Here is a 22,188-nt window from a genome sequence, read left to right as displayed (position 1 = left end):
CGACGCCCGCCTCGACGAGCGCGCGGTAGCGGTAGTCGACGTTGCGTTCGTCGGCCAGACGCGCGAGCGCGCGCAGGTCGGCGGCGCCCAGGCCGAATCGCGGCGTCGCGAGCAGCCGCATCAGCGACGCGGCGTCGGAGCGGTCGGCGACGACGTGCATCAACGCGAGCACGTCGAGCACCTCCGGCTGTTCGAGCAGCGACGACGTGCCGACGGCGAAGGTCGTCAGCCCCGCCTCCTCGAGCGCGGCCTGGAAGGTCGGGATCTGCGTCTTGCCTCGGAACAGCACGGCGACGTGCGGCTTCGTGCCCCGCGGCTCCTCGCCGCGCGCGATGCGTTCGGCGTCCTCGCGCTCATGTTTGGCGATCGCGTGCTTCGCGAAGCGCACGACGCCGTCGATCTCCTGGCCGCGCGTCGCGTAGCCGAGGACGCCGACCGTGCCTTCGTGCACGTCGGCGCTGCCGTCCGTCACGTTCGACAACGTGCGCACGTCCACTTCGTGCACCTGCACGCTGCTGCCGTCGCGCTTCCGCCCGCGCAGCGCGGCCGTCAGATGGTTCGCGGCCCTGAGCACGACGACGGCGTTGCGCCGCGTCTCCGACAGCGCGCGCGGCTCGTAGTCGTCGGGCAGTCCGAAGGAGCGCTGGAACAGGCGGAAGGCGCCCGGGCTCGCGCCGCGCCACGCGTAGATCGACTGGAACGGGTCGCCGACGGCGTTGACGGCCGACTTGCCGCCGGGGGCGCAGAACAGCTTCGCGAGCAGCATCGCCTGCGTCGTGGACGTGTCCTGGTATTCGTCGAGCAGCACATGCGTGTAGCGGGCGCGGTAGCGTTCGCCGATCGACGGGAAGCGCGTGACGAGTTGGTAGGCGGCCACCGTGAAGTCGCTGAACTCGGCCATGTGGTTGCGCCGCTTCGCGTCCGCGACAAGCTGCACGAGCGTGAGCAGCAACTCGCGCTTGACGGTCGCCTCGCGCATCTGCTTGATGTGGAACTGCTGGATGTGGTCGCGCCAGTAATCGATCTTCTCGTTCGTGCGCTGCGCCTGCGCGTACGGTTCGCCGTTCGCTTTGACGCGGCGGTCGTACTGGTATTTGCTCAACCGCTTCGATTTGGCGCTCAGCTCGGGCACCGACGGCGCCTCGTCGCCGACGGCGTCGAAGTCGACGCCCATGGCGTCGATGCGTTCGAGGAACGCGCGGTCCCATGCGCGGATGCGCGCGACCGCCTCGTCGACGCTGTCGCAGTCGCCGCCGATCATCGAGCTCGCGATGTTCGACGAAAGCGCGAAGACGTCGTCGACGATCGCCGTGAAGCGCGTGAATTCGACGCCGCTGTCCCTGACGACGTCCATATGCTCGCCGACCGTCGTCGCGATGAGCTGGCGCGCGCCGGCCTCGCTCAGCGGCTGCGTCTGCTGGTCGAAGCCGACGAGCAGGCCGTACTGGCGCACGATCGACTGGAAGAACGCGTCGTAGGTGTACACATCCGGTTTCATGAACATCGACTTCGTCCTCGACCGTCCGGCCACGGCCGCCGAGACGCGTGTGAGCAGCTCGGAGGCTGCCTTCCTCGTGAAGGTCAGGCCGAGGATGTGTTCGGGCGGCACGCCGTCGTCGATGAACCTGATGATGCGTTCGGTCATCGTGAAGGTCTTGCCGCTCCCGGCGCCGGCGACGACGAGCAGGTCCTCGTCGGCGGCCGCGTCGATGATCGCCCGCTGCTGGCGGCTCGGCGTCTTCTTCGCCGGACGCGCCGGCTGCGGTTCCTGCGCCTGTGCGCGCTGCGTGCACTGCGTGGCCATCGTCACATTCCCTTCGTCTCGTACACGGTCTGCATCTTCTCGGCGCACGCCGGGCAGATCGGCTTGTCGTGGCAGTACCTGACGTGCTCCGGCGTCGGATGCGCGTCGATCGTCGACGCCAGACTCGCGGCGGCCGCGTAGAACACGCGCGCGATCATCGTCAACGACCACACGAGCAGGTTCGATTCCCCGCGCGCGCTCGCCGCCAGCATCGACCAGACCTCCTCGTCCACACCGTCGGGCGGCTTGATGTCTCCGAAGGTCTTGATCTGCGGGAACAAGCCGCCGAGCTTCGCGATCACGTAGGTGCTGTTCGGGTCGTCGCGCCGGCCCACGGCGCCGGCGTTGAGCGCGTCGCCGTTGAACAGCGGCTCCTGGTAGTGCATCTCCGCCTTCGATTTCCTCGCCGACGGATAGGTCACCTCGGCGACGTCGAACAATGCGGCGCGCGCGATCGGCAGCCGCGCGCCGGCGTCGCCGTCCTCGACGTGCGGGAAGCGCATCGCCAGCTGGTAGCACACGAGCTGCAGGTCGTTGAAGTTCTCGGCGCGCCCGTGCGCGTGCCCGGTCTTGTAGTCGATGAGCCTCCAGCGCAGCGTGCCGCCTTCGTCGCGGCGCGTCTCGCGGCGGTCGATGCGGCCGGTCAGGCGGATGTGCATCCGCCGGTCCCACTCGCACGGCCATCCTCCGATGAGCGCGCCCATGACCGCGGCGAGCTGTTCGGCGTCGAGCTGCAGCTTCGTCGCGTCGTTGAACGCGGCCGTGATGTCGGCGAGCGTGAAGGACGCGTCGAAGGAGATCTCCGCCTCGGCCCCGACGAGTCGGCCGACCGTCGGCAGGCTCCTGTGCGTGTAGCGGCGCGGATGGTGCTCGGTCTTCGTCTTCTCGTTGCCCTTGCGGTCGGTGGTGGTCACCGTGACCTCCTCGGTCGAGTCCGGTCCCTGCTCGTAGATCGGCAGGTTCGAGCGCACGAGGTAGTCGGCGGCGTTGAGCAACGTCTGTCGCGTGCGCTCGTCGCGCAGCGACGCGTCATAGCGTTCGTCGGCGTCGCGCAGCGTCTGCGGGTCGATGCGCAACGTCTCGTAGTAGGCGATCATCTGTCCGGCGAGGCGTTCGGCGCGCCGGCGCGCGACCTCGTCCCACGTCGCGTAGTCGGGCGAATCCGCGTCGCGGAAGCGCGCCTCGAGCTGCGCATCGCCCAGATCGAGCCGGTCCTGATAGTCGGGCATGTCCCAGCCCATCCGCGTCGCATGCTCGAGCACGGCGTGCACGATCGAGCCGTAGTCGAGCGTGAACGGCTGCACGGTCGGCCCGAAGAACTCGCGTTCCATGCGCGCGCACACCGGGCAGCCCCACAGCGCGTCGACGGCGGACGGCGACAACGTGACGGTCGGCGCGCCGTCGGCGGCCGTGCGCGCATGCGGCTGCTGCGTGGATGACGCGGGCTGCGATGACGACCGGGCGTCGGCTGTCTCCTTGGCGTCGTCCGGCCTCTCCCTCGCCCCGTGCCCCCCGGGGATGAACGGAACGTTCGAGATGCTCGGGATCGTCGCGCGCAGCAGGCTGCTGCCGTCGCCGCGACTATGTTCCACGCCGTGTTCCACAGCGGTGTCCGCGTTGGCGCTCGCCGCGGCGTCGGCGACGGACGCGACGCCCTCCCCCGGCTTGCGCTCCGGCCGGTATGCGCCCCACAGGTCGAGGAACGGCCAGTTGCCGGGGCCGGCGTCGGCGTAGCCGTTGACGGCGAGCAGCGCGAGCGCCGTGACGGCGTCGTCCACGTCGGCCTTGGACACGCCGCCGTCGGCCGACGTCGCAAGCCGTTCGCGCGCGAGCGCGATGAGACCGCGCGCGTCGGCGTCGAGCGCGAGCCCGTCGCCGTCGCCGACCGACGTGTAGACGCGCGTCTCGGGCTTCGAATCGCGCTCGCGGTCGAAATGCTCGGGCAGATAGCCGTAGAGGAATTCGGAGGGCACGGCGTCGTCGTTGAGCGTCGCGCTGACATGCGCCTGCCCGTCGGCGCGCGTCAACGCGACGAGGAAGCTCTTCTGTTCGGTGCCGAGCACCTCCTGCAGCGTGATGTCGCGCCGCCCGGCGCGTTCGCCGCGCGTCATGTCGAGTTCGCCGTACAGGCGGATGTCGACGAGGTCCTCGCCGCCGAACATCGTGTTGCGCGCCGCGAGGTTCGGCCACACGCCCTCCTGCACGCCCGGCAGCCACACATGGCGCCAATGCCGTCCGACGGCGCCGGCGGGCGTCGTCAGCGTGACGGCCTGGTCGAGCGGCGCCGTCCTCGCGAGCGAGTCGGCTTCGATCTGCAACTGGCGCACCTGGTTGATGAAGGCCGTGATCGACATCGCGCCGCCGTTGCGGTCCACATAGTCGAACAGGCGCATCGCCACGTCGAGGCGGTCGTTCGCGGCGCGTCCGACCGGCGTGTTGAACAATGCGAGACGCTGCCAGTGCGAGGCGACGTCGCAGACGGTCCATGCGGCCTCGAGCGCGAAGCGCGGCCGCGCGGCGTCCTGCTTCGCCAATGCGCGCAGCCGTTCGGCGATCTGGCCGACGTAGCGCCACAGCCGCGCGAAGCGGAGTGCGGGCGCGTTGCGTCCGACGTGGCGGCGGTCGCCGGAGCCGGCGCCGCAGATCGACGCGACCGTCTCGACGACCTTCGGCGCGCCGTCGTCGGCGAGCAGCAGATACAGCGAGTCGACGCCGAAGCCGACGTCGTCGCCGTCCTCGTCGCCGAGCGCATGCACGTTGCCGGCGGCGTGCGCGGCGACGGCCTCGTCGTGCAGCGCCGTCCACATCCTGCGCAGCTCGCCGAGCGACGACGCGGCGGCATCCGCGGCGTCCTCGGAATCGGCGTCGTCTGCGGCGGCATCCGCGGCGTCGCGGTCTTCGGGCGCCTTATGCGCGTCGTCGGCGATCATGTCGAAGGTCCGCGCCTCGTCATGGGCCGCCATGTCCTCGGTCCGCGCGGCGACGGCGTCGGCGGCCCCGTCGACGACGGCGGCCGCGTCGGCGAGCGCATCGAGCGCGGCGCGCGCCGGATCGGCGTACTCGTCGTCATGCACCTTGCGGATCAGCCCGGCGCGGTCCTGCACGTCGGCGATCGACTGCAGCGCGCGCATCGCGGCGTCGATCATGTGCATGTCCATCGGATGCGTCGCGTCGTCGTCCGCGCCGTCACGCCGTTTCGGCGCGACGTCGAGCAGCGGGCTCGCGACGATCGCGCGCACACGCGAGCGCACGAAGGCGGCGAGCGCCTTGAGCGGCGTCGCGCGCCTCGCGACGCCGTCGCAGCGCAGCTGCGCGAGTTCGATGAGCGAGAACAGGCCTTCGACGAAGGGCTCCTCGGCGAGCGGACGCGTCACCGACGAGAAGCGCACCGGGACGCCTTCGCGGCGCAGGCGTTCGCCGTAGGCGCGGATCGCGCCGTTGTCGTGCATGATGACGGCCATGTCGTTCCACGGCGTGCCGTGGAGCAGATGCTCGGTCTTGATGTGCCACACGACGTCGTCGCTCTCCTCGACCGGCGTACGGTAGAGGGCCGCGAGCACCGAGTCGTCGGGTGTGACCGGCGCGATCGGGTAGGCGCCGGGCAGCGCCGGCATCTTGCCGGGCCGCTGCGGCATCGGCGCGAGGCCGTCCTCGCTCGTCGCGATCGACAGGCTCACGCGCGCCTGCACGGTGCGCAGGTAGTCGTCGCCGCAGGCGTCGGCGAGCGCGATCCGCGCCGGGCGCAGATGTTCGTCGATCTGCCTGAACAGGTATTCGGGGTACGAGCCGCGGAACGACTGCACCGACTCGTCCGGGTTGCCGGCGAGCACGAGCCGCACGCCGCGCGCATGCAGCGCCTCGAGGAAGCCGAAGCCGGCGAGCGTCAGGTCCTGCACGTCATCGACGATGACGATGCGCGGCAAGTCGCCCCCGTCGAGCATGCGGACGGCCTCGGTGCCGGCGACCTGCAGGTAGCTGGCGTCGAGCCGGTACTCGTCCGGATAGGCCGCGCGCATCGTCGCGATGTATTCGGCGCGCAGCGCGTAGGCGAGCCGCCATTGGATGCGCAGACGCTCGCCGCGCATGCCGCAGCGCTCGACGGCGGCGAGCATCGCCTCCTCGCTTCCGGCGCCGGCGCCGACCTCGTCCATGCGCGCGAGCATGTCGCGCAGCTGGGCGACGAAGGCGGCGCTGACACCCTCCTCGAGCAACGTCTCGGTCGTCACGGCGCCGGACGGGTCGTCGCCGCCCGCGGCCGCGCCGCCGTCGGCGACGAATGCGGCCCAGCGTTCGTTCTGGAAATAGTCGCGCAGCAGCCGGCATGTGCCGCACATGTCGCCCGAACGCACATGGTCGAGATGCACGGCGAGCACGCGGCGCAGCAGCGCGTCCTGCTCGGCGCCGTTGAGCAGCCTCGGCGCCGGCTCGCCGTCATGCGCGCGGCGCGCGGCGACGAGGCGGAACGCGAGCGCGTTGAGCGTCGTCGCCGGACGCGTGCTCGTGCTCACGCCGACATGGCGGATGAGCTCGGGCGTGTAGTCGTCGGCGAGGCGGCGGTTCGTCACGGCGAGCACGGCGCCCTGCGCGCCGAAGGCCGTCATCGCCTCCTTCGCCGCCTCGATCGCGAAGGCCGTCTTGCCGGAGCGCGGAGGCCCGACGACGAGGACGGCGGGCGCCGAGCCGTCCTTATGCGCGTCCGCCGCAGCCGTCCCATCCTCCGCTTTGAGCATCTCGCGCACCGGTGCGCTCGCGAGCGCGTCGCGCACGGCCGCCCATGTCGCCTCGTCGACGGCGTCGGCGCGCGCGTCGTCCCCGTTGTGACGACCGTCATGCGGCGCCGGCGTCCGCCGTGGTTCCTTCGCTGTCGATTCCTGCATGGCGTCCCCTTTGGATCCTGCCGATCGTTCCTCCATCCGGACGCCGTCGACGGCGTCCGGCCCGGCTTCCCAGCATAACGCCTCCGCCGTCCGCTCGCCATCGGGCGCGCGGCGCGGCCGCGCACGTGGACCCGAGGCATCCGCATCGTGAATACACGGCCCCGATTGACCACCGCTTCGGCCATTATTATGCCTAGAGGAAACAACGATACGCGCGCGTTTCGATGCGGCCCCGGGGGCGGAACCGCGTCGGCGGGGCCGCGGAGAAGAACGGAATCGGATTCATGCCACAGAGGACCGCATCCACGGCCGCACGCAAACCGGCCGGCAACCCCGTCCCGCCGCGTCTGAGGGGCTACCGTTACGTGGGTGTCATCGGCAAGGGGTCGACGGCCTACGTCTTCCGCTACCGGCAGGAGGCGACCGAACGCGACGTGGCGATCAAGGTCGGCACGACGCACCTCGACTCGAAGGCCGGCGCGCGCTTCAAGACCGAGGCGGTCTTCATGGCGTCGCTGCAGCATCCGAACATCCTCACCGTCCACGGCGCCGGCGTCACCGACGACGGCCGTCCGTACACGATCTTCGAATACGCGCCCGCCGGCTCGGTCAGGGACATCATCGCCGCGCAGGGCGTCTACACGGTCGACAGGACGCTCGACTACGGCGTGCAGCTCGCGAGCGCGCTGTATCTGGCGCACCGCAACAACACCGTGCACCGCGACCTCAAGACGAGCAACATCCTGATCACGGCGCAGGGCGTGCCGGCGATCGCCGACTTCGGCATCGCGACGAACATCTACGACCACCGCAGCACCGGCTACTCGCCGCCGTGGGCGCCCCCGGAGGTCATCGCATCGCGCGGCGGCGGCGACGACCGCAGCGACATCTACTCGCTCGCGGCGACGCTGTACGCGATGCTCGCCGGCAAGTCGCCGTTCGAATACGCGTACGACCCGCGGACGATCGACGAGCTCGTCGACTGCATCATGCACAAGCCGGTGCCGCCGATCAACCGCGCCGACGTGCCGCAGTCGCTGCAGCGGGTGCTGCTCAAGGCGCTCGCCCCGGATCCGGCGAACCGTTATTTCACGGCCGTCGAGTTCGCGCGCGCGCTGCAGGAGGTGCAGATCCAGCTGTACGGGCACGCGACGCCGGTCAACGTGCAGGGCATAGAGCCGTATCCGACGCGCGCCGCGATGGCGACGGCGGGTGCGCAGGGCGCCTCGCTGCCGGCCGCGCCGGCGAAGCCGAAGGACCGCAGGCCGCTCATCGTCACGGCGGTCGTCGTCGCCGCGCTCGCCGTGCTCGGCATCGTCTTCGCCGCCGTCATCCTGCCGAACCTCGACCATTCGGGGGACACGGGGACGGCGACCGTCGTCAACCCGGGCATGAACGGCACATCGGGGGGCGACGACGATGACGACGTCACGACGACGGTGCCCTCGCCGATCGAGCTGTCCGGCGCCTATGAGGGCGACACCGTCAAGTTCACGTGGAGCAACCCCGATCCGCAGGACGGCGACCGCTACGCGTGGTCGATCATCAACGGCGCGGACTCCGGGCAGGCGAACGCGAAGCTGATCGAGGGGACGTCGGTCGAGGTGCCGGCGTCGGACGGCGCGCAGACATGCATCCAGGTGAGCATCGTGCGGCAGGACCGGCGCATGTCGTCGACGCCGGCGACCACCTGCGCGGTCAAGTGAACGGCACGGACGGCGGCACGGGCATCCCGGGGAGACGGAGAACGGAGAAGAGGCAACGATGAAGCTCAACGGCAAGCGCACGAACGACGGATACGAGCGCGGCACGCGGCGCAAGGAACGGCTGCAGTCGGTGCTGCGCACCGGCAGGAGGCCGTGGCTCGTGCCGCTCGTGTGCCTGCTCGCCGTGCTCGCCGTCATCATCGGCGCGTTCATCGTCAGCTCGGTCACCGAACGCCATCTCAAGCTCGACGACGGCACCGTGTGGGTGACGTCGCTCAACGACGGCAAGGCGGCGCGCTTCAACGTGACGCTGCAGGAGCCGGACGTGGCCGTCATGGCCACCGGCGCGCAGTTCGACGTCGCGCAGGCGGGCGCCGTCACGATGCTCGACGAGGACGCGTCGACGGCGTCGATCGACCAGGCGACGGTGTCGATGGCCGACGCGACGCCGACGAAGAACGGCATCCGCACCTATGTGGGCGGCGACACCGTCGCGATGTTCGACACGCAGCGCGGCAGCGTCTGGGTCGGCGGCGCCTCCGACATCAAATCGATCCGCCCCGTCGACAGCGACCCGACGATGAGGCTCGGCGTCGGCGGCAAGGTCGCCGTCGCGCACGACGGCACCGTCTACGGCTACCGTCCGCGCGACGCGAAGGTCCTCGCCGTCGACCCGGCCACGTCGATGGAGCCGCGCGAGGTTGCGAAACTCGCCGACGGCGCGCAGAGCGCCGACTCGTTCACCGTCGTCGGCGAGCATCCGGTCATCGCCTCCGGCGACCGTCTGATCTGGGACAAGGACGGCAGCGCCGAGTTCAAGGACGCGGGTCCGCTGACGTTGCAGGCGCCGAGCGCCGACGGCGAGCAGGGAGACTGGGTCGCCGCCGGCGCGCAGAGCGGACTGGCGCTCGTCGACCTCTCGTCGAAGAACGGCGACCCGCGCCTGCTGAGCTCGGGCGCCAAGGGCGAGCCGGCGCAGCCGGTCTCGCTCGGCGGCTGCGTGCAGGGCGCGTGGGCGCAGCAGGCGCACAACGCGATCAAGGTGTGTTCGGCCGGCTCGGACGCGCAGTTCAAGACGCTCGAGGAGGTCACGCCCACGTCGCAGCTCGTCTACCGCGTCAACCACCGCCGCGCCGTGCTCAACGACGTGCTCAACGGCAACCTGTGGAACCCGGATGTCGACACGAGCGTCATCAAGATCCAGTGGAAGAAGATCGAGACCAAGCAGGAAAGCCGCGAGCGGAACAACGACGAGGCGACGAACAGCAAACGCAACTTCGAGAAGCAGTGCTCGTCGAAATCCGGCCAGATCAAGGCCGAGGACGACGAGTTCGGCGCGCGCGTCGGCTCCCACCAGATCCTCGACGTGCTCAGGAACGACGAGCAGACCGACTGCTCGGTGCTGCGCATCACGTCGGTGAGCGCGCCGAAGAACAGCTCGCTCACCGTCTCGCCGATCTACGACGGCCGCTATCTGCAGCTCAACGCCGCCGACGCGTCGGCCGGCACGGCGACCTTCACCTATGAGATCAGCGACGGGCGCGACCAGACGAGCTCGGCGACGGTCACGCTCAGGTTCGAATCCAACTCCGGCAACCACGCGCCGCGCCAGGTCGAGACGCCCGAGCAGATCGACGTCGAGCAGGGCGCGAGCTACACCGGCAACGCGCTCGGCGGCTTCACCGACGACGACGGCGACCCGCTCACGCTCGTCGACGCGCACGTCGAGAACACCGAGGAGGCCACCGTCTCGACGCGCGCCGACGGCCAGCTCACGTTCAACGCCGGATCGATGAACTCGGGGCGCGCGACCGTCAAGCTCACCGTCTCCGACGGCAAGGAGACGGCCACCGGCACGATGTACTTCGCCGTGCGCCCGGCGCACACGCTGCCGGCGAGCATCGATCCGGTCGTCAAGAGGACGACGCCGAACACGCCGACGCAGATCGACCTCAAACCCTACGTGCACGGCACCTCGGTCGACCCGGTCAAGATCAGCGACGTCGAGGCCCCGGACAAGACGACGGCGTCGCCGCACCCCTCGGACATGGGCTTCACGTTCACGGCGCAGCAGACCGGCACCTACTACGTCTCCTACACGGCCACGCAGGGCGCGATCCCGGCGACCGGCCTCGTGCGCGTCGAGGTCGAGGCGCTCGCGAAGGACGAGGCGCGCCCCGTCGCCGCGAACGACGTCGCGCTGCTCGGCGCCGACAACACGGCGATCGTCGAGCCGTTGGCGAACGACGTCGATCCGCTCGGCGGCGTCCTTTCGGTGACCGACGTGAAGGCGCCGGCCGATTCGAGCATCAAGGCCGGCATCGTCGCGAACAAGCGCGTCTACCTGACGGCCATGCAGCTGCCGACCGCGCCCGTCGAGATCGAATACACGGTCGCGAACGCGTCCGGGTCGTCGACCGGCACGATCGTGCTGCAGCCGCCGGCGTTGTCCGGCGCGAGCAGCGCGCCGAAGGCGAGCAACGTCGACGTCTCGGTGCGCACCGGCGGCATCGTCTCCGTCGACGTGCCCGACCATGTCGCCTACGCGGACGGCACGACGATCACGTTGAGCAACAAGCTGCAGTACGACGCGAGCACGTTCAGGGGGCTCGTGTTCGTCGCCTCCGACATCGTGCGCTACCAGGCGCCGGGCGAACCCGGCTCCTACCCGGTGACCTACACCGTCACCGACACGCTCGGCAACAGCGCGTCCGCGACGATCACGTTCAACGTCCACCGCGCCGACGCCGACGCGAAGGCCGCCGCGAGCCCGAAGGACGTCGAGGCGCAGGTCGCCGCCGGCCAGAAGATCCGCATCCCGATCACGCTGCGCGGCATCGACAACGACGGCGACGACGTGCAGCTGCTCGGCCTGGGCAACACGGTGCCCCAGCTCGGCCGCATCAGCGAGGTCGGCGCCGACTACCTCGTCTACGAGGCCTACGAGGATTCGTCGGGCACCGACGAGTTCAGCTACGCCGTCGAGGATTGGACCGGGCGCCGCGCGCAGGCGAACGTGCGCGTCGGCATCTTCAGGAGCGGCGCGAACTCGAGCGTCTACGCGCGAGACGACACGGTGACGCTGCGACCGAACACGGCGACGACGGTGCCGGTGCTGCTCAACGACGTCTCGAGCGACGACAGCAAGCTCACCGTCGCGAAGGAACTCGAGGCGCAGGGCGTCACCGACGCGAAGGTGACGAACGACATGGTCTCGTTCACGACGCCGTCGACGGCCGGCACCGGCTACATCGTCTACACGATCAGCAACAAGGCCGGCATCTCCGACCGCGCGACGCTCACCGTCAACGTCGACCCGAAGGCGCCGATCGAGCCGCCGACCGCCTACGACTACCATGTGCCGGCGATCGCGACGATCGACAAACGCTCGGTCGACGTCGACGTCTCGAAGTTCATCGCGAACCCCTCCGGCTCGAGCGACGTACTCGCCGTCGACGTCGACGAATCGGCCCGCGACCACGCGCATATGGCCTCCGGCAAGCCGACGACGGTCTCGATCGAGCTGACCGACGAGGCGCGCGCCGTGCCGTACACGGTCACGAACACCGAGCACGGCATCACGTCGACGGCCTTCATCATGGTGCCCGCCTACGGCGTCTTCCCGCCGCAGCTGCGCCCGAAGGCGCCGCCGCTGAGCGTCAACGCCGGCTCGTCGATCACGATCAACGTCGCCGACTACGTGCGCGTCGGCGTCGGCAAGACGGCCGTCGTCGAGAAGGATTCGGTCAGCGCGACGAAGGCCGCGAACGCCGACCTCTACGTCAACGACCAGACGCTCAAGTTCACGGCGGCGAAGGACTACGGCGGTCCCGCGTCGATCACGTTCACGGTGACCGACGGCAAGCGCGAGGGCAAGGGCAACGTGAAGATCGTCAATTCGTCGGTCATCACGTTGCCGATCACGGTCATCGGCCATGAGGTGCCGGCGCCGACCTTCTCGTCGACGACCGTCGACGTCGTGGCCGGCGAAAGCCCGACGACGATCGACCTGCGCGCGTTGACGCACACGACCGAATCCGACGAGGACGCGAAGTTCAGGTATACGGGCGGCACGAGCTCGGGAGGCATCACGGCGAGCGTGAGCGCCGACGGCAAGCTCACCGTGAGCGCCGACACGACGGCGAAGCCGGGCGCGACCGCGTCGATCCCGATCTCGATCGCCTACGGCGACAACGGCGGCGTCGTGCAGGCGGGCCTCACCGCGCGCGTGACGGCGTCGACGCGTCCGCTCGCGCGCGTCAACGGCACGACGACGCGGATCAAGGCCGGCGAGACGAAGCAGGTCGACGTGCTCGCCGACGCCTACAACCCGTTCCCCGATTCGCCGCTCAAGATCGTGTCCGCGGCCTCCGACGACGGCGGCAAGCTGTCCGTGTCGGTCGACGGTTCGCGCATCGCGGTGACGGCGGCGAAGGACATCGGCGCGTCGTCGACGCGCGTCCTCGTGACGGTCGGCGACGCGACCGGCAGTGCCGACCGCCAGGTGACGGCCGCCTACACGTTCTCGGTCGTCGATAGGCCGGATGCGCCGATCATTCATAACAAGGCCGAATCGCAGGACGGCGCTGTCGTCGTAAGCTGGACACCGGGCAACGCGAACGGCAGCCCTATCACCGCCTACGAAGTCAGTTGGAATGAGGGCAAGAAGCTGTGCGACCCCGGTTCCTCATGTCTGATCTCCGGCCTGAAGAACGGCACCGACTACACGTTCACCGTGCGCGCGCAGAACGAAGTCGGCTGGTCCGAATCCTCCGATCCCGCCAACGGCAAGCCGGACAAGACGCCCGACGCGCCACAGGATGTGCAAGTGACCGGCGGCTACCAGAAGCTGAATGTGAGTTGGAAAGTCCCGAAGGACACGGCAAGCAAGCCTGACAGCTATACCATCCAAGCCGCCGGACTGGGGGCCAAAACGGTTCCGGCTTCCGAGACAAGCACGACGTTCGATGTACCGAACGGTCAGATCACCAGCGGCATCTACACGGTCACGGTGACGGCGCATAACGAGGTCGGTAACGGTATTCCCTCGGAGCCCAAGACCAATGAAGACAAGGTCTATGGCGATCCGGATGCGCCAACCGTGGTGGCGAAGCAGACCGCTGAAGACCAAATCGTCCTCACAGCCACCGTCAACAACACGCGTAATGCCGGCTGCTCGACGATTACGTTCGGATCTTATGGATCTGTGGATTGTTCCGGCAAAAACTCTGTTGAGAAGCAGATTCACATTGATGATGACAACATGTATTTCAAGGATTTCTCTGTGACGGCGACCATCAATCCGGAAAAATCTGGAGCGAAGCCGAGCACATCCGCGCCGTCGCCATCGATTCCAATCACAGTGAACATCGGTGCCGTCGCAATCACCAGACTTGACGGTTCTGGCAAAGTCTGCACGGTGGCTTGGGAATCCACGGGTAGAGTCAAGGAAGTGAAGCTTGATTTCGGTTCTGCATCAGGCATGAAGGAACCTCATGGTTCCGCCACAACGGAGATCGAGCCCTGGGATACATGTCCGCCAGCTGAGGTCACACCGTATTTCATGAATAAGCCCGGCGATAAAAAGGACTCCAAGCGCAATACCGAATACAAGTACAAGGTCAATCCGCGTATCGATCAAAGCAAGTTCTGGCTCGAATGGGACAGGACCGATCCCAACAAGATCCACGTCCATAACGAAGGTGCCGTGAACGCCCACAATCAGGGCTACTCCTTCGCGCTGTCTGTGTCTGGCGCATCGCAGGACTATACGGAACCGACTACGACGGAGGTCATCGTCGGCGACAAGGCCCCGGACAATGCGACATGGAAACTCACGGTGACGATCAACGAGGATACGAAATACGAGGCATCAGTCGCCGGTCAGGTTCGCGGCATCCGTGCGACGAAGCCGGCCCCGACGCCCGATCCTTCGCCGTCGCCGAGCGAGCCGTCGCCGTCGCCGTCGGAGGGCGGCGAGGCGCAGCCGAGCGCCTTCCGCCAGCGGTCGCTGCGGCCTTACGGGCAGCTCGTCGCCGTGCCGGGCAGCCGCTCGATGGTATTCCTGTAAGCCACCGCGCGCAGTAATACATCATCAAACAACTCATCGAACACATCGAACCCATCAACACAAGGAGCCAGCAGATGACGCAGCACAACGAGACCCCGCACGGGCAGGACATCGACGAGGAGACGGTGCTCGCCGGCGCCCATGGATCGGCCGTCGAGGACGCGGCCGCCGCGAGCGCCGACGAGACGGTGCTCGCCGACGCGTCGACGCCGAAGCCGTCGGTGCCGCATGTCGTCATGCCCGATCTGCCGACGCGCGAGATGTTCGAGCACACGCATACGACGGGCGGCGCCGACCTCGACGGCGACGGCACGATCCTCGCCTCGACGCCGGCGACCTCGCCGGCCACCTCGACGAATACGCCGGCCGCTTCGGCGACTCCCGTCACGCCGGCCGGCGTCGCCGAGACGATCCTCTCCCCATCCCAGACGGCGACGGCCGCTCCGTCCGTCACGCCGCCGGCATCGGCCACCTCCGCGACGCCGTCCACGCCCTCCTCCCCCGCGCTCGCCGGCACGACGGCGACCGTCCACAACGCGCTGCCGCCGATCGGCGCCGTCGCCGGCTCCGGCGCGGCGAGCAACGAGGAGATCGCCGACTTCAAGCGCCACTTCTCGGCGATCGTCGACAACGTCTCGCAGGCCGTCGTCGGCAAGGAGACGCCGGTGCGCCAGTGCGTCACCGCGCTCGTCGCCGGTGGCCATGTGCTCCTCGAGGACAATCCGGGCACCGGCAAGACGCAGCTCGCCCGCGCGCTCGCGAACTCGGTCAGCGTCTCGTTCAAGCGCATCCAGTTCACGCCGGACCTGCTGCCGTCGGACGTCGTCGGCGTCACGTTCTACGACCAGAAGAGCGGCGAGTTCAGCTTCCGCGAGGGCCCGATCTTCGCGTCGATCGTCCTCGCCGACGAGATCAACCGCGCCTCGCCGAAGACGCAGTCGGCGATGCTCGAGGTCATGGAGGAGCAGAAGGTGACCGTCGACGGCCACACGCATCCGGTGCCGCAGCCCTTCATCGTCATCGCGACGCAGAACCCGATCGAGCAGCTCGGCACATACAAGCTGCCGGAAGCGCAGATGGACCGTTTCCTGATCAAGACGACGATCGGCTACCCGTCCACCGAATACAGCCTCGACATCCTGCGCCAGGTGAACATCACCGACCGCGCCGGCGAGCTCGGGGCCGTCGCGGGCGGCGACGACATCCTCGCGATGCGCACGATCGCGAACAAGGTCAGGGTCGCCGACGCGATCCTCGAATACATCATGCGCATCGTCGAAAGCACCCGCCATGACGAAAGCATCGCCGTCGGCTCGTCGATGCGCGGCGCGCTCGCTCTTACGCGCTGCGCCCGCGTCTGGGCGGCCGCCGACGGACGCGGCTACGTGATCCCCGACGACGTCAAGGCGCTCGCCGTGCCGGTCCTCGCCCACCGCATCCTGCTGACGTCGGACGCCGTGTTCGCGGCGAACACTCCCGAGGACGTGCTCGCGCGGATCCTCGGCGAGATCCCCGCGCCGCAGCTCGACGTGCACTGATCGCCGCATTGTGCACCGATGTGGATTGCGCGGTGGAACCTTCCCGCCGGCAATCCACATCGCCGCCACCGTCAATCCCCCACTTCGTCGTCCCATCGGAAGGTTCGTCCCATGACCGATTCCGCACTGCGCGCCAGGGCGCGCAAACGCGCGTTCATCCGCGGCTGGAGCCGCTTCACGCGCCGCGCGCGCCACATCGCCACCGCCTACGTCTCGCCGCTTGGTTGGACGGCGCTCGCGCTCGCCGTCGCCGGGCTCGTCCTCTACCTCACGCTCGGCTGGACGGAGATGCTCGCGCTGTGCCTCGTGCTCGTGACGATGCTGCTCGCCGCGCTCGTGCTGTCGATCGGCAACACGTCCTTCGACGCGACGATCGACGTCTCCGACCGACGCGTCGGCGTCGGCGACGAGGTCGCGGTGCAGGTCGACGTCACGAACCCGGGCACGACGCCGACGGCGAGCGCCCGCGCCGACCTTCCGCTCGGTCAGGAGCACGAACGCTTCTCGATCCCGATGCTCGCGGCGCGTCAGTCGAAGCACACGACCGTCACGTTCCGCGCATTGTCGCGCTCGGTCCTCGACGTCGGCCCGCTGACGATCCGCAAGGGCGACCCCTTCGGCCTGATGCGGCATGAGCATCAGCTCGCCGAGCACTTCAACGTCTACATCCATCCGGACATCGTCATGCTCGACTCGCTGCACGCCGGCATCCCGCGCGACCTCGAAGGCAACCCGAGCGGCGACATCGTCGACGACGACCTCGACTTCTACGGCCTGCGCGAATACGAACCCGGCGACGACGTGCGCCACGTCCACTGGCTCAGCTCGGCGCGCACGCGCACGTTGATGCTGCGCCAGTACGAGGCGACGCGCCGCACCGACACGTCGGTGACGCTCGACGTCAACCCGGACGACTACATGAGCAAGGACGAGTTCGAGCTCGCCGTCAGCGTGCACGCGTCGATCGGCGTGCAGGCGCTGCTCGAGGACCGCCCGCTCTACACGCATGTGGCGCGCACGAACCTCAACCCGCGCAACCCGATGGAGCTGCTCGACATGTGCAGCGCGATCGAACCCGACTTCCGCGACCGGCGCAACCTCGCGCAGGAGGCGCTCGCCGCGACGCCGGACGCGTCCTTCTACTGCTTCACCGTCGGCCATGCGAAGCCGCTCGACGACATCCGCCGCATGATGATGGCGCTGCCGCCGAACGCGACCTGCCTCGTGCTGCAGACGACGCCGACCGAGCCGCGCACATTGCGCCGCTTCCCCGACTTCACGTTGGCGACCGTCAACACGCTCGACGACCTTCCGCAGATCATGGGGGCACTGAGATGAGCATGGCACCGACTCCGATTTCCGACGCCTCGTTGACGACCGGCGGCACGCAGACGTCGACCGAGACCGGTTCATGGGCGATGACGACGCATTCGGTCATCTGGTCGACGAACACCGGCAGGCCGACGCACCGCATCGTGCGCGAGAAGACCGAGGCGCGCCCCGCGCTCGTCTCATGCGCCGTCGTCGCCGTCGCGACGCTGCTGTGCGCCGCGAACCTCATCGACGTGTACGGATCGGCCGGCGCATGGGCGACCGCCGCCGTGCCGGCCGCCGTGATCGGCGCGCTCATCGCCTTCGCCGGCGTCCTGCCGACGCTGCGGCTGTGGTGGCAGCTGTTCCTCCTCGTGTTCGCGCAGTGGATCGTCGGCCCGGTCGTCTGCCTCAACGACACGACGATCGGCCATGTCGTCCCCTCGCTCGAGACGCTGCGGCTCGGCTGGCGCGAGACCTTCGGCTCGTTCAAGTACCTGATCGCGATCGAGCCCCCGGTCGGCGACGCGCAGGGCGCGCTGCTCGCCGTGTGGACGCTGTGCCTGTGGACGGCGGCGATCGCCGGCTTCTTCGCATTGCTCGACGACCCGCGCTGGTCGGTCGCGTCGATCGCGCTCGAGATCGCGGCGATGTGCGGGTGCGCGCTGCTCGGCACCGCGGACGGCGTCGCGCGCATCCCCTGCGGCATCATGTTCGCGCTAATCATGATCGTCTGGCTGTCGTGGCGGATGCGGATGTTCGAGTCGGGACGATGGATCAGTTCGCTCGTCATCGTCGTGCTCGCCGCGGCCGTCGCGTTCGGCGGCTGCCTGATGCTGCCGGCGCAGCGCACGATCCTGCGCGACCACTACGAGCCGCCGCTGAGCCCGAACGACTACACGAGCCCGTTGAGCACGATGCGCGCCTACATCAAATCGTACAAGGACACGACGGTGCTCACCGTGCATGGACTGCCCGAAGGCACGAGCGTGCGGCTCGCCGTCATGGACCGCTTCGACGGCAACGTGTGGAACCTCTCCGATTCGAGGGAGTCGCGCGATTCGGCGAACTATGCGCGCGTCGGCACGTCGATCCGCAACGATGCCGAAGGCAGGCCGTTCACGGCGAAGTTCACGGTGCGCGACGGCCTCGGCGACGACTGGCTGCCGCTCGCCGGCGCGGCCACGTCAGTGCGCTTCGGCAACGAGAAAAACGCGGAATCGTTCTACTACAACGTCGGCACCGACTCCGGCCTGCTGCGCGACGGCGTGAAGAAGGGACTGACGTACACGGAAAGCGGCATCATCCCCGACGAGCCGAGCGACAAACAGGTCGCCGAGGCCGAGGCGGCGCGCATCGACCAGCCGAAGGCCGACGACGTGCCGAACGAGGTCGGCAAGCTCGCGTCGGCGACGGCCGGCGGCAAATCGCACGGCGGCGAGGCGGCGCAGCAGCTCGTCGCGATGCTGCGCGACCAAGGATGGTTCTCGCACGGCCTTGGCTCCGACTACCAATCGAGCCCCGGACATGGCAACCATCGCATCGCGCAGCTGCTCGGCGGCGAAATGGTCGGCGACAGCGAACAGTACGCGTCGGCGATGGCGTTGATGGCGCGCGAACTCGGTCTGCCGAGCCGCGTCGTACTCGGCTTCCTGCCGAAGGACAAGGACGGCGACATCTCGAACGCGCGCACGCAGACGGAAGGCGACGGCACCGTCATCGACTTCACCGGCAACGACGTGACCGCATGGGTCGAAATCAATCTCGAAGGCTACGGGTGGGTGCCGTTCTATCCGACGCCGAAGGAGACGAAGACGCCGGACGACGACCAGAACCTCACGCCGCCGAATCCGCAGAACCTCGTGCGGCAGCCGCCGCTGCCGCTCACCGATCCGCTGCGCGACGAGACGAACACGACGAGTCAGTCGTCGTTCGGCGGCACCGAGGCGGCGGAAGCGCCCGAACCGTCGAAGTGGGCGCGCGCGGGGCACGTCATCGGCCAGGTCGCACTCTACGGGTCGCCGGTGTGGGCCCTCCTGCTCATATGCGGCGCGATCCTGCTCGGCAAGGCGATCCAGCTCGCGATGCTGCGCAAACGCGGACGCCCGCAGATGCGCATGGCCTCGGGATGGCAGTCGCTCGCCGTGCTCGCGCGGCAGAGCGGCATCGACGCGCACGGCACACGCCGTGAGCAGGCGAGCCAGATCACCGAGCAGCTCAAGCTCGATCCGACGGCGATGCAGTCGGCCTGCAGGCAGGCGGACTACGCGACCTTCTCCGGGCAGGACGTCAGCGATGAGCAGGCGTCGACGTATTGGCACGCCATCGACGAACTGCGCGCGGCGATGCTCGCGACGCTGCCACGCATGCGACGCTGGCGCACGAAGCTGTCGCTGCGCGGCGTGCGGCAGATGAAACCGGTCGATGTGACGGTCGGGTATCATAAGGCCGAGGCGAACGACGAGAAACAGTCGGCGCCGCGCCGCGCCGGCGAATCAGCGTCGGCGGACAGCAAGCACAGGAAGCGCCGTTTCTCCCATGCGCGTCACTGACGCAGGCAGCGGGGAACGGGTAGGAAGGACGCGCATGCAACAGGCAGTCATCAGTGTCGCTGCGCTCACCGATATCGGACGCAGGCGCCGCACGAACCAGGACAGCTGGCTCGCCGAACGCGGCGTCTACATGGTCTGCGACGGCATGGGCGGCGAATCGGGAGGCGAACGCGCCAGCGCGATCGCCGTCGAGGAGCTCGCCCAGCTCGCACGGGAGGCGTCGCGCACGCGCGCCTCAATCGAGGAGACGCTCGAGCGCGCGCAGTCGCGCACGCGTGCGCTCGGGCTCACGCTCGGCGGCATCGCCGGCACGACGGTCACCGGCATCGTGCTGCCGCAGTGGTTCGCGTCCGCCGGCGCACGCCATGCCGTCGGCGGCGCGGACGAGGACGCCGCGGATGGCGTCGCGACGGCTGACGAACTCGAATGCGGCCGCGCGGACGGGGCGACGCATTTCGCCGACGCGCACAGGAAACCGACGACGACGCATCATCCGAAGCACAGCGCGCGGTACAACGCGATCGCGACGCTCGGCGCGATCGACGAACTGCGGCCGCTGTCCGGGTTCGGCGACGACTGGGACATGACGCAGCCCGGCGCCGACGCCGTCGACGCGGCCGTGGCCGCCGCCACGCCGGACGCGGGTGACGCCGGCGCACGTTTCGGCGAGCACCGCGCCGACGTCGCGCCGGACGCGTGGTCGATCGCGATCCGACAGCTGCTGCCGGACGCCGAACCGCACATGTGCTACGTCGTCAACGTCGGCGATTCACGCACCTACCATATGGGCCTCGGCGCCGACGGCCGTTGGGACGCGACGTCGCTCACGCAGATCACGCACGACCATTCGCGCCGGCAGGAGGCGATCGAGTCCGGCGAGATGACGCCCGAGGAGGCGCGCCGTTCGATCGCGCGCAACGTCATCACGCAGTGCATCGGCTCGCCGATGGGCATCCGCCCGGATTTCTTCATGGCGGACGCGGCCGGGCGGTTCATCATCTGCTCCGACGGCTGCCACGGCGAGATCGATGATGCTACGATTGCACACGTTGCAGCGCGGCACGACACGGCCGAAGCCGCGGCGCGCGCGTTGATCGACGCGTCGCTGGAGGCGGGCGGCGGCGACAACGTCACCGTCATCGTCGTCGACATGCCGTGGAACGCCGAACGCGCCGAGGCATGGCACTGCGAACGGCTCGAGGTCGACGAGGACCTCTCGGACATCGACGACGCGACGCTGCAGACGTGAACGCGGCCGCGGACGGGCGCCGTACGCTTGTGCATACGATGGCATGCCGGATGTGAGACGGCGCGCCATCGAGGGCCGCGAAGACGATAAGTTAAGAACAAGGACATGGATTCGTCCTGCTCCGGCGCACGTTCCACGCGTCGGGACGAGGCGAGGGAAAAGAGGAACACATCATGGTCAGTTACGACGACGCTGTGGCGATCATCCAGGACCCGCAGGCCGACCCGGTCACGCTCGCGAAGGTCGCCTACGAGAATCCGGAATTCGGCGCGAACGTGGCCGCGCATCCGCGCGCCTATCCGGGACTGCTGCGTTGGATCGCGCAGTTCGGCGACGAGCGCGCGCGCACGACCGTCGCGCAGCTCGGCTATCAGGCGCAGCTCGGCGCCGTCGAGGACCGTCAGGTCGACGACGCCGCACTGGACGAGGCCGCCGCGATCGCCGCGGCGATCGACGCCGCCCAGGCGAACGTCGCTGCGCGACCGGCCGTGGCCGCCTCCGCGGCCGGCGACGAGGCGCATCCGATCGCATCCCAGACCGGCACCGTGGAATACGCGAGCGCCGAGGCGCAACCGGTCTCCTTCGAGCCGGCGCAGCAGACCGGCGTCGACATGCTCAGCGCGCAGTTCGACAGCATCGGCATGGACGCGTCGCAGACGAACATGGACGCCTCGCAGCCCGCGGCCTCCACGGCCGCATCCGACATGGCGCAGGCCGAACAGCCGGCGGTGGATCAGGCGCAGCCGGCGAACGCCTATGCGCAGATCCAGGCGACGAACCCCTACGGATTCACGGCCGAGATCGCGATGACGACGCCGGACACGACGGTCATGCAGCAGATCGCGCAGTACGCGCCCGAGCTGCATCCGGCGCTCGCGCAGAACCCGTACATCTACCCGGAGCTGCTCAACTGGCTCGGCATGCTCGGCGAACCGGCGACGAACGCGTCGATCGCCCAGCGCCAGCAGCGCTGATTCCACGGCGTATACGACGGCGGGGGCCGGCCGGGGAACCCACCCCGGGGTTTCCCCCCCCCCCCCCCCCGCGCGCCCGTCTCCCCCCGGTTCCGACCACCCCGTGT

General features: G+C 69.0%; 9 protein-coding genes. 7 read left to right on the top strand and 2 right to left on the bottom strand.

The window, feature by feature from the left end; all coding sequences use genetic code 11:
• Positions 1 to 1,804: ATP-dependent helicase (locus B1400_RS04815; RefSeq protein ID WP_133064622.1), on the bottom strand; the 1,804-nt coding region annotated here is incomplete at its 3' end.
• 2 nt (positions 1,805 to 1,806) lie between these two features.
• Positions 1,807 to 6,681 (bottom strand): PD-(D/E)XK nuclease family protein, encoded by a 4,875-nt coding sequence (locus B1400_RS04810; RefSeq protein ID WP_095613310.1) that lies wholly within the window; start codon positions 6,679 to 6,681, stop codon positions 1,807 to 1,809.
• A gap of 284 nt (positions 6,682 to 6,965) precedes the next feature.
• Between B1400_RS04810 and B1400_RS04805 the strand changes: the two genes are divergently transcribed.
• From B1400_RS04805 to B1400_RS04775, 7 genes are all read left to right on the top strand, one after another.
• Positions 6,966 to 8,387: a serine/threonine-protein kinase gene (locus B1400_RS04805; RefSeq protein ID WP_095613309.1), complete on the top strand. Its 1,422-nt coding sequence runs from the start codon at positions 6,966 to 6,968 to the stop codon at positions 8,385 to 8,387.
• Positions 8,388 to 8,445: 58 nt separating this feature from the next.
• On the top strand, positions 8,446 to 14,457 hold the full coding sequence (locus tag B1400_RS04800; RefSeq protein ID WP_095613308.1) for a fibronectin type III domain-containing protein: 6,012 nt from the start codon (positions 8,446 to 8,448) through the stop codon (positions 14,455 to 14,457).
• Between the two features lie 74 nt (positions 14,458 to 14,531).
• A complete protein-coding gene (locus B1400_RS04795) occupies positions 14,532 to 15,995 on the top strand; it encodes an AAA family ATPase (protein ID WP_095613307.1) in 1,464 nt (487 codons plus the stop codon).
• A gap of 111 nt (positions 15,996 to 16,106) precedes the next feature.
• On the top strand, positions 16,107 to 17,333 hold the full coding sequence (locus B1400_RS04790; RefSeq protein ID WP_095613306.1) for a DUF58 domain-containing protein: 1,227 nt from the start codon (positions 16,107 to 16,109) through the stop codon (positions 17,331 to 17,333).
• Positions 17,334 to 17,335: 2 nt separating this feature from the next.
• A complete protein-coding gene (locus tag B1400_RS04785) occupies positions 17,336 to 19,858 on the top strand; it encodes a transglutaminase family protein (RefSeq protein ID WP_095613305.1) in 2,523 nt (840 codons plus the stop codon).
• A gap of 34 nt (positions 19,859 to 19,892) precedes the next feature.
• Positions 19,893 to 21,107 (top strand): PP2C family protein-serine/threonine phosphatase, encoded by a 1,215-nt coding sequence (locus B1400_RS04780; protein WP_095613304.1) that lies wholly within the window; start codon positions 19,893 to 19,895, stop codon positions 21,105 to 21,107.
• 173 nt (positions 21,108 to 21,280) lie between these two features.
• Positions 21,281 to 22,081, top strand: coding sequence for a variant leucine-rich repeat-containing protein (locus B1400_RS04775; RefSeq protein WP_095613303.1), 801 nt, complete (start codon positions 21,281 to 21,283; stop codon positions 22,079 to 22,081).
• Positions 22,082 to 22,188 lie beyond the last annotated feature (107 nt).

This window comes from Bifidobacterium italicum (assembly GCF_002286915.1).
Taxonomy (GTDB): domain Bacteria; phylum Actinomycetota; class Actinomycetes; order Actinomycetales; family Bifidobacteriaceae; genus Bifidobacterium; species Bifidobacterium italicum.
The sequence above is the reverse complement of the archived record's forward strand: the minus strand, read 5'-3'. Positions and strand labels throughout refer to the sequence as shown.

What these genes read in the sequence shown, in the direction of transcription:
- B1400_RS04810 (WP_095613310.1), bottom strand. Translation starts at nt 6,681, where the DNA reads ATGCAGGAATCGACAGCGAAGGAACCACGGCGGACGCCGGCGCCGCAT.
- B1400_RS04805 (WP_095613309.1), top strand. Translation starts at nt 6,966, where the DNA reads ATGCCACAGAGGACCGCATCCACGGCCGCACGCAAACCGGCCGGCAAC.
- B1400_RS04800 (WP_095613308.1), top strand. Translation starts at nt 8,446, where the DNA reads ATGAAGCTCAACGGCAAGCGCACGAACGACGGATACGAGCGCGGCACG.
- B1400_RS04795 (WP_095613307.1), top strand. Translation starts at nt 14,532, where the DNA reads ATGACGCAGCACAACGAGACCCCGCACGGGCAGGACATCGACGAGGAG.
- B1400_RS04790 (WP_095613306.1), top strand. Translation starts at nt 16,107, where the DNA reads ATGACCGATTCCGCACTGCGCGCCAGGGCGCGCAAACGCGCGTTCATC.
- B1400_RS04785 (WP_095613305.1), top strand. Translation starts at nt 17,336, where the DNA reads ATGGCACCGACTCCGATTTCCGACGCCTCGTTGACGACCGGCGGCACG.
- B1400_RS04780 (WP_095613304.1), top strand. Translation starts at nt 19,893, where the DNA reads ATGCAACAGGCAGTCATCAGTGTCGCTGCGCTCACCGATATCGGACGC.
- B1400_RS04775 (WP_095613303.1), top strand. Translation starts at nt 21,281, where the DNA reads ATGGTCAGTTACGACGACGCTGTGGCGATCATCCAGGACCCGCAGGCC.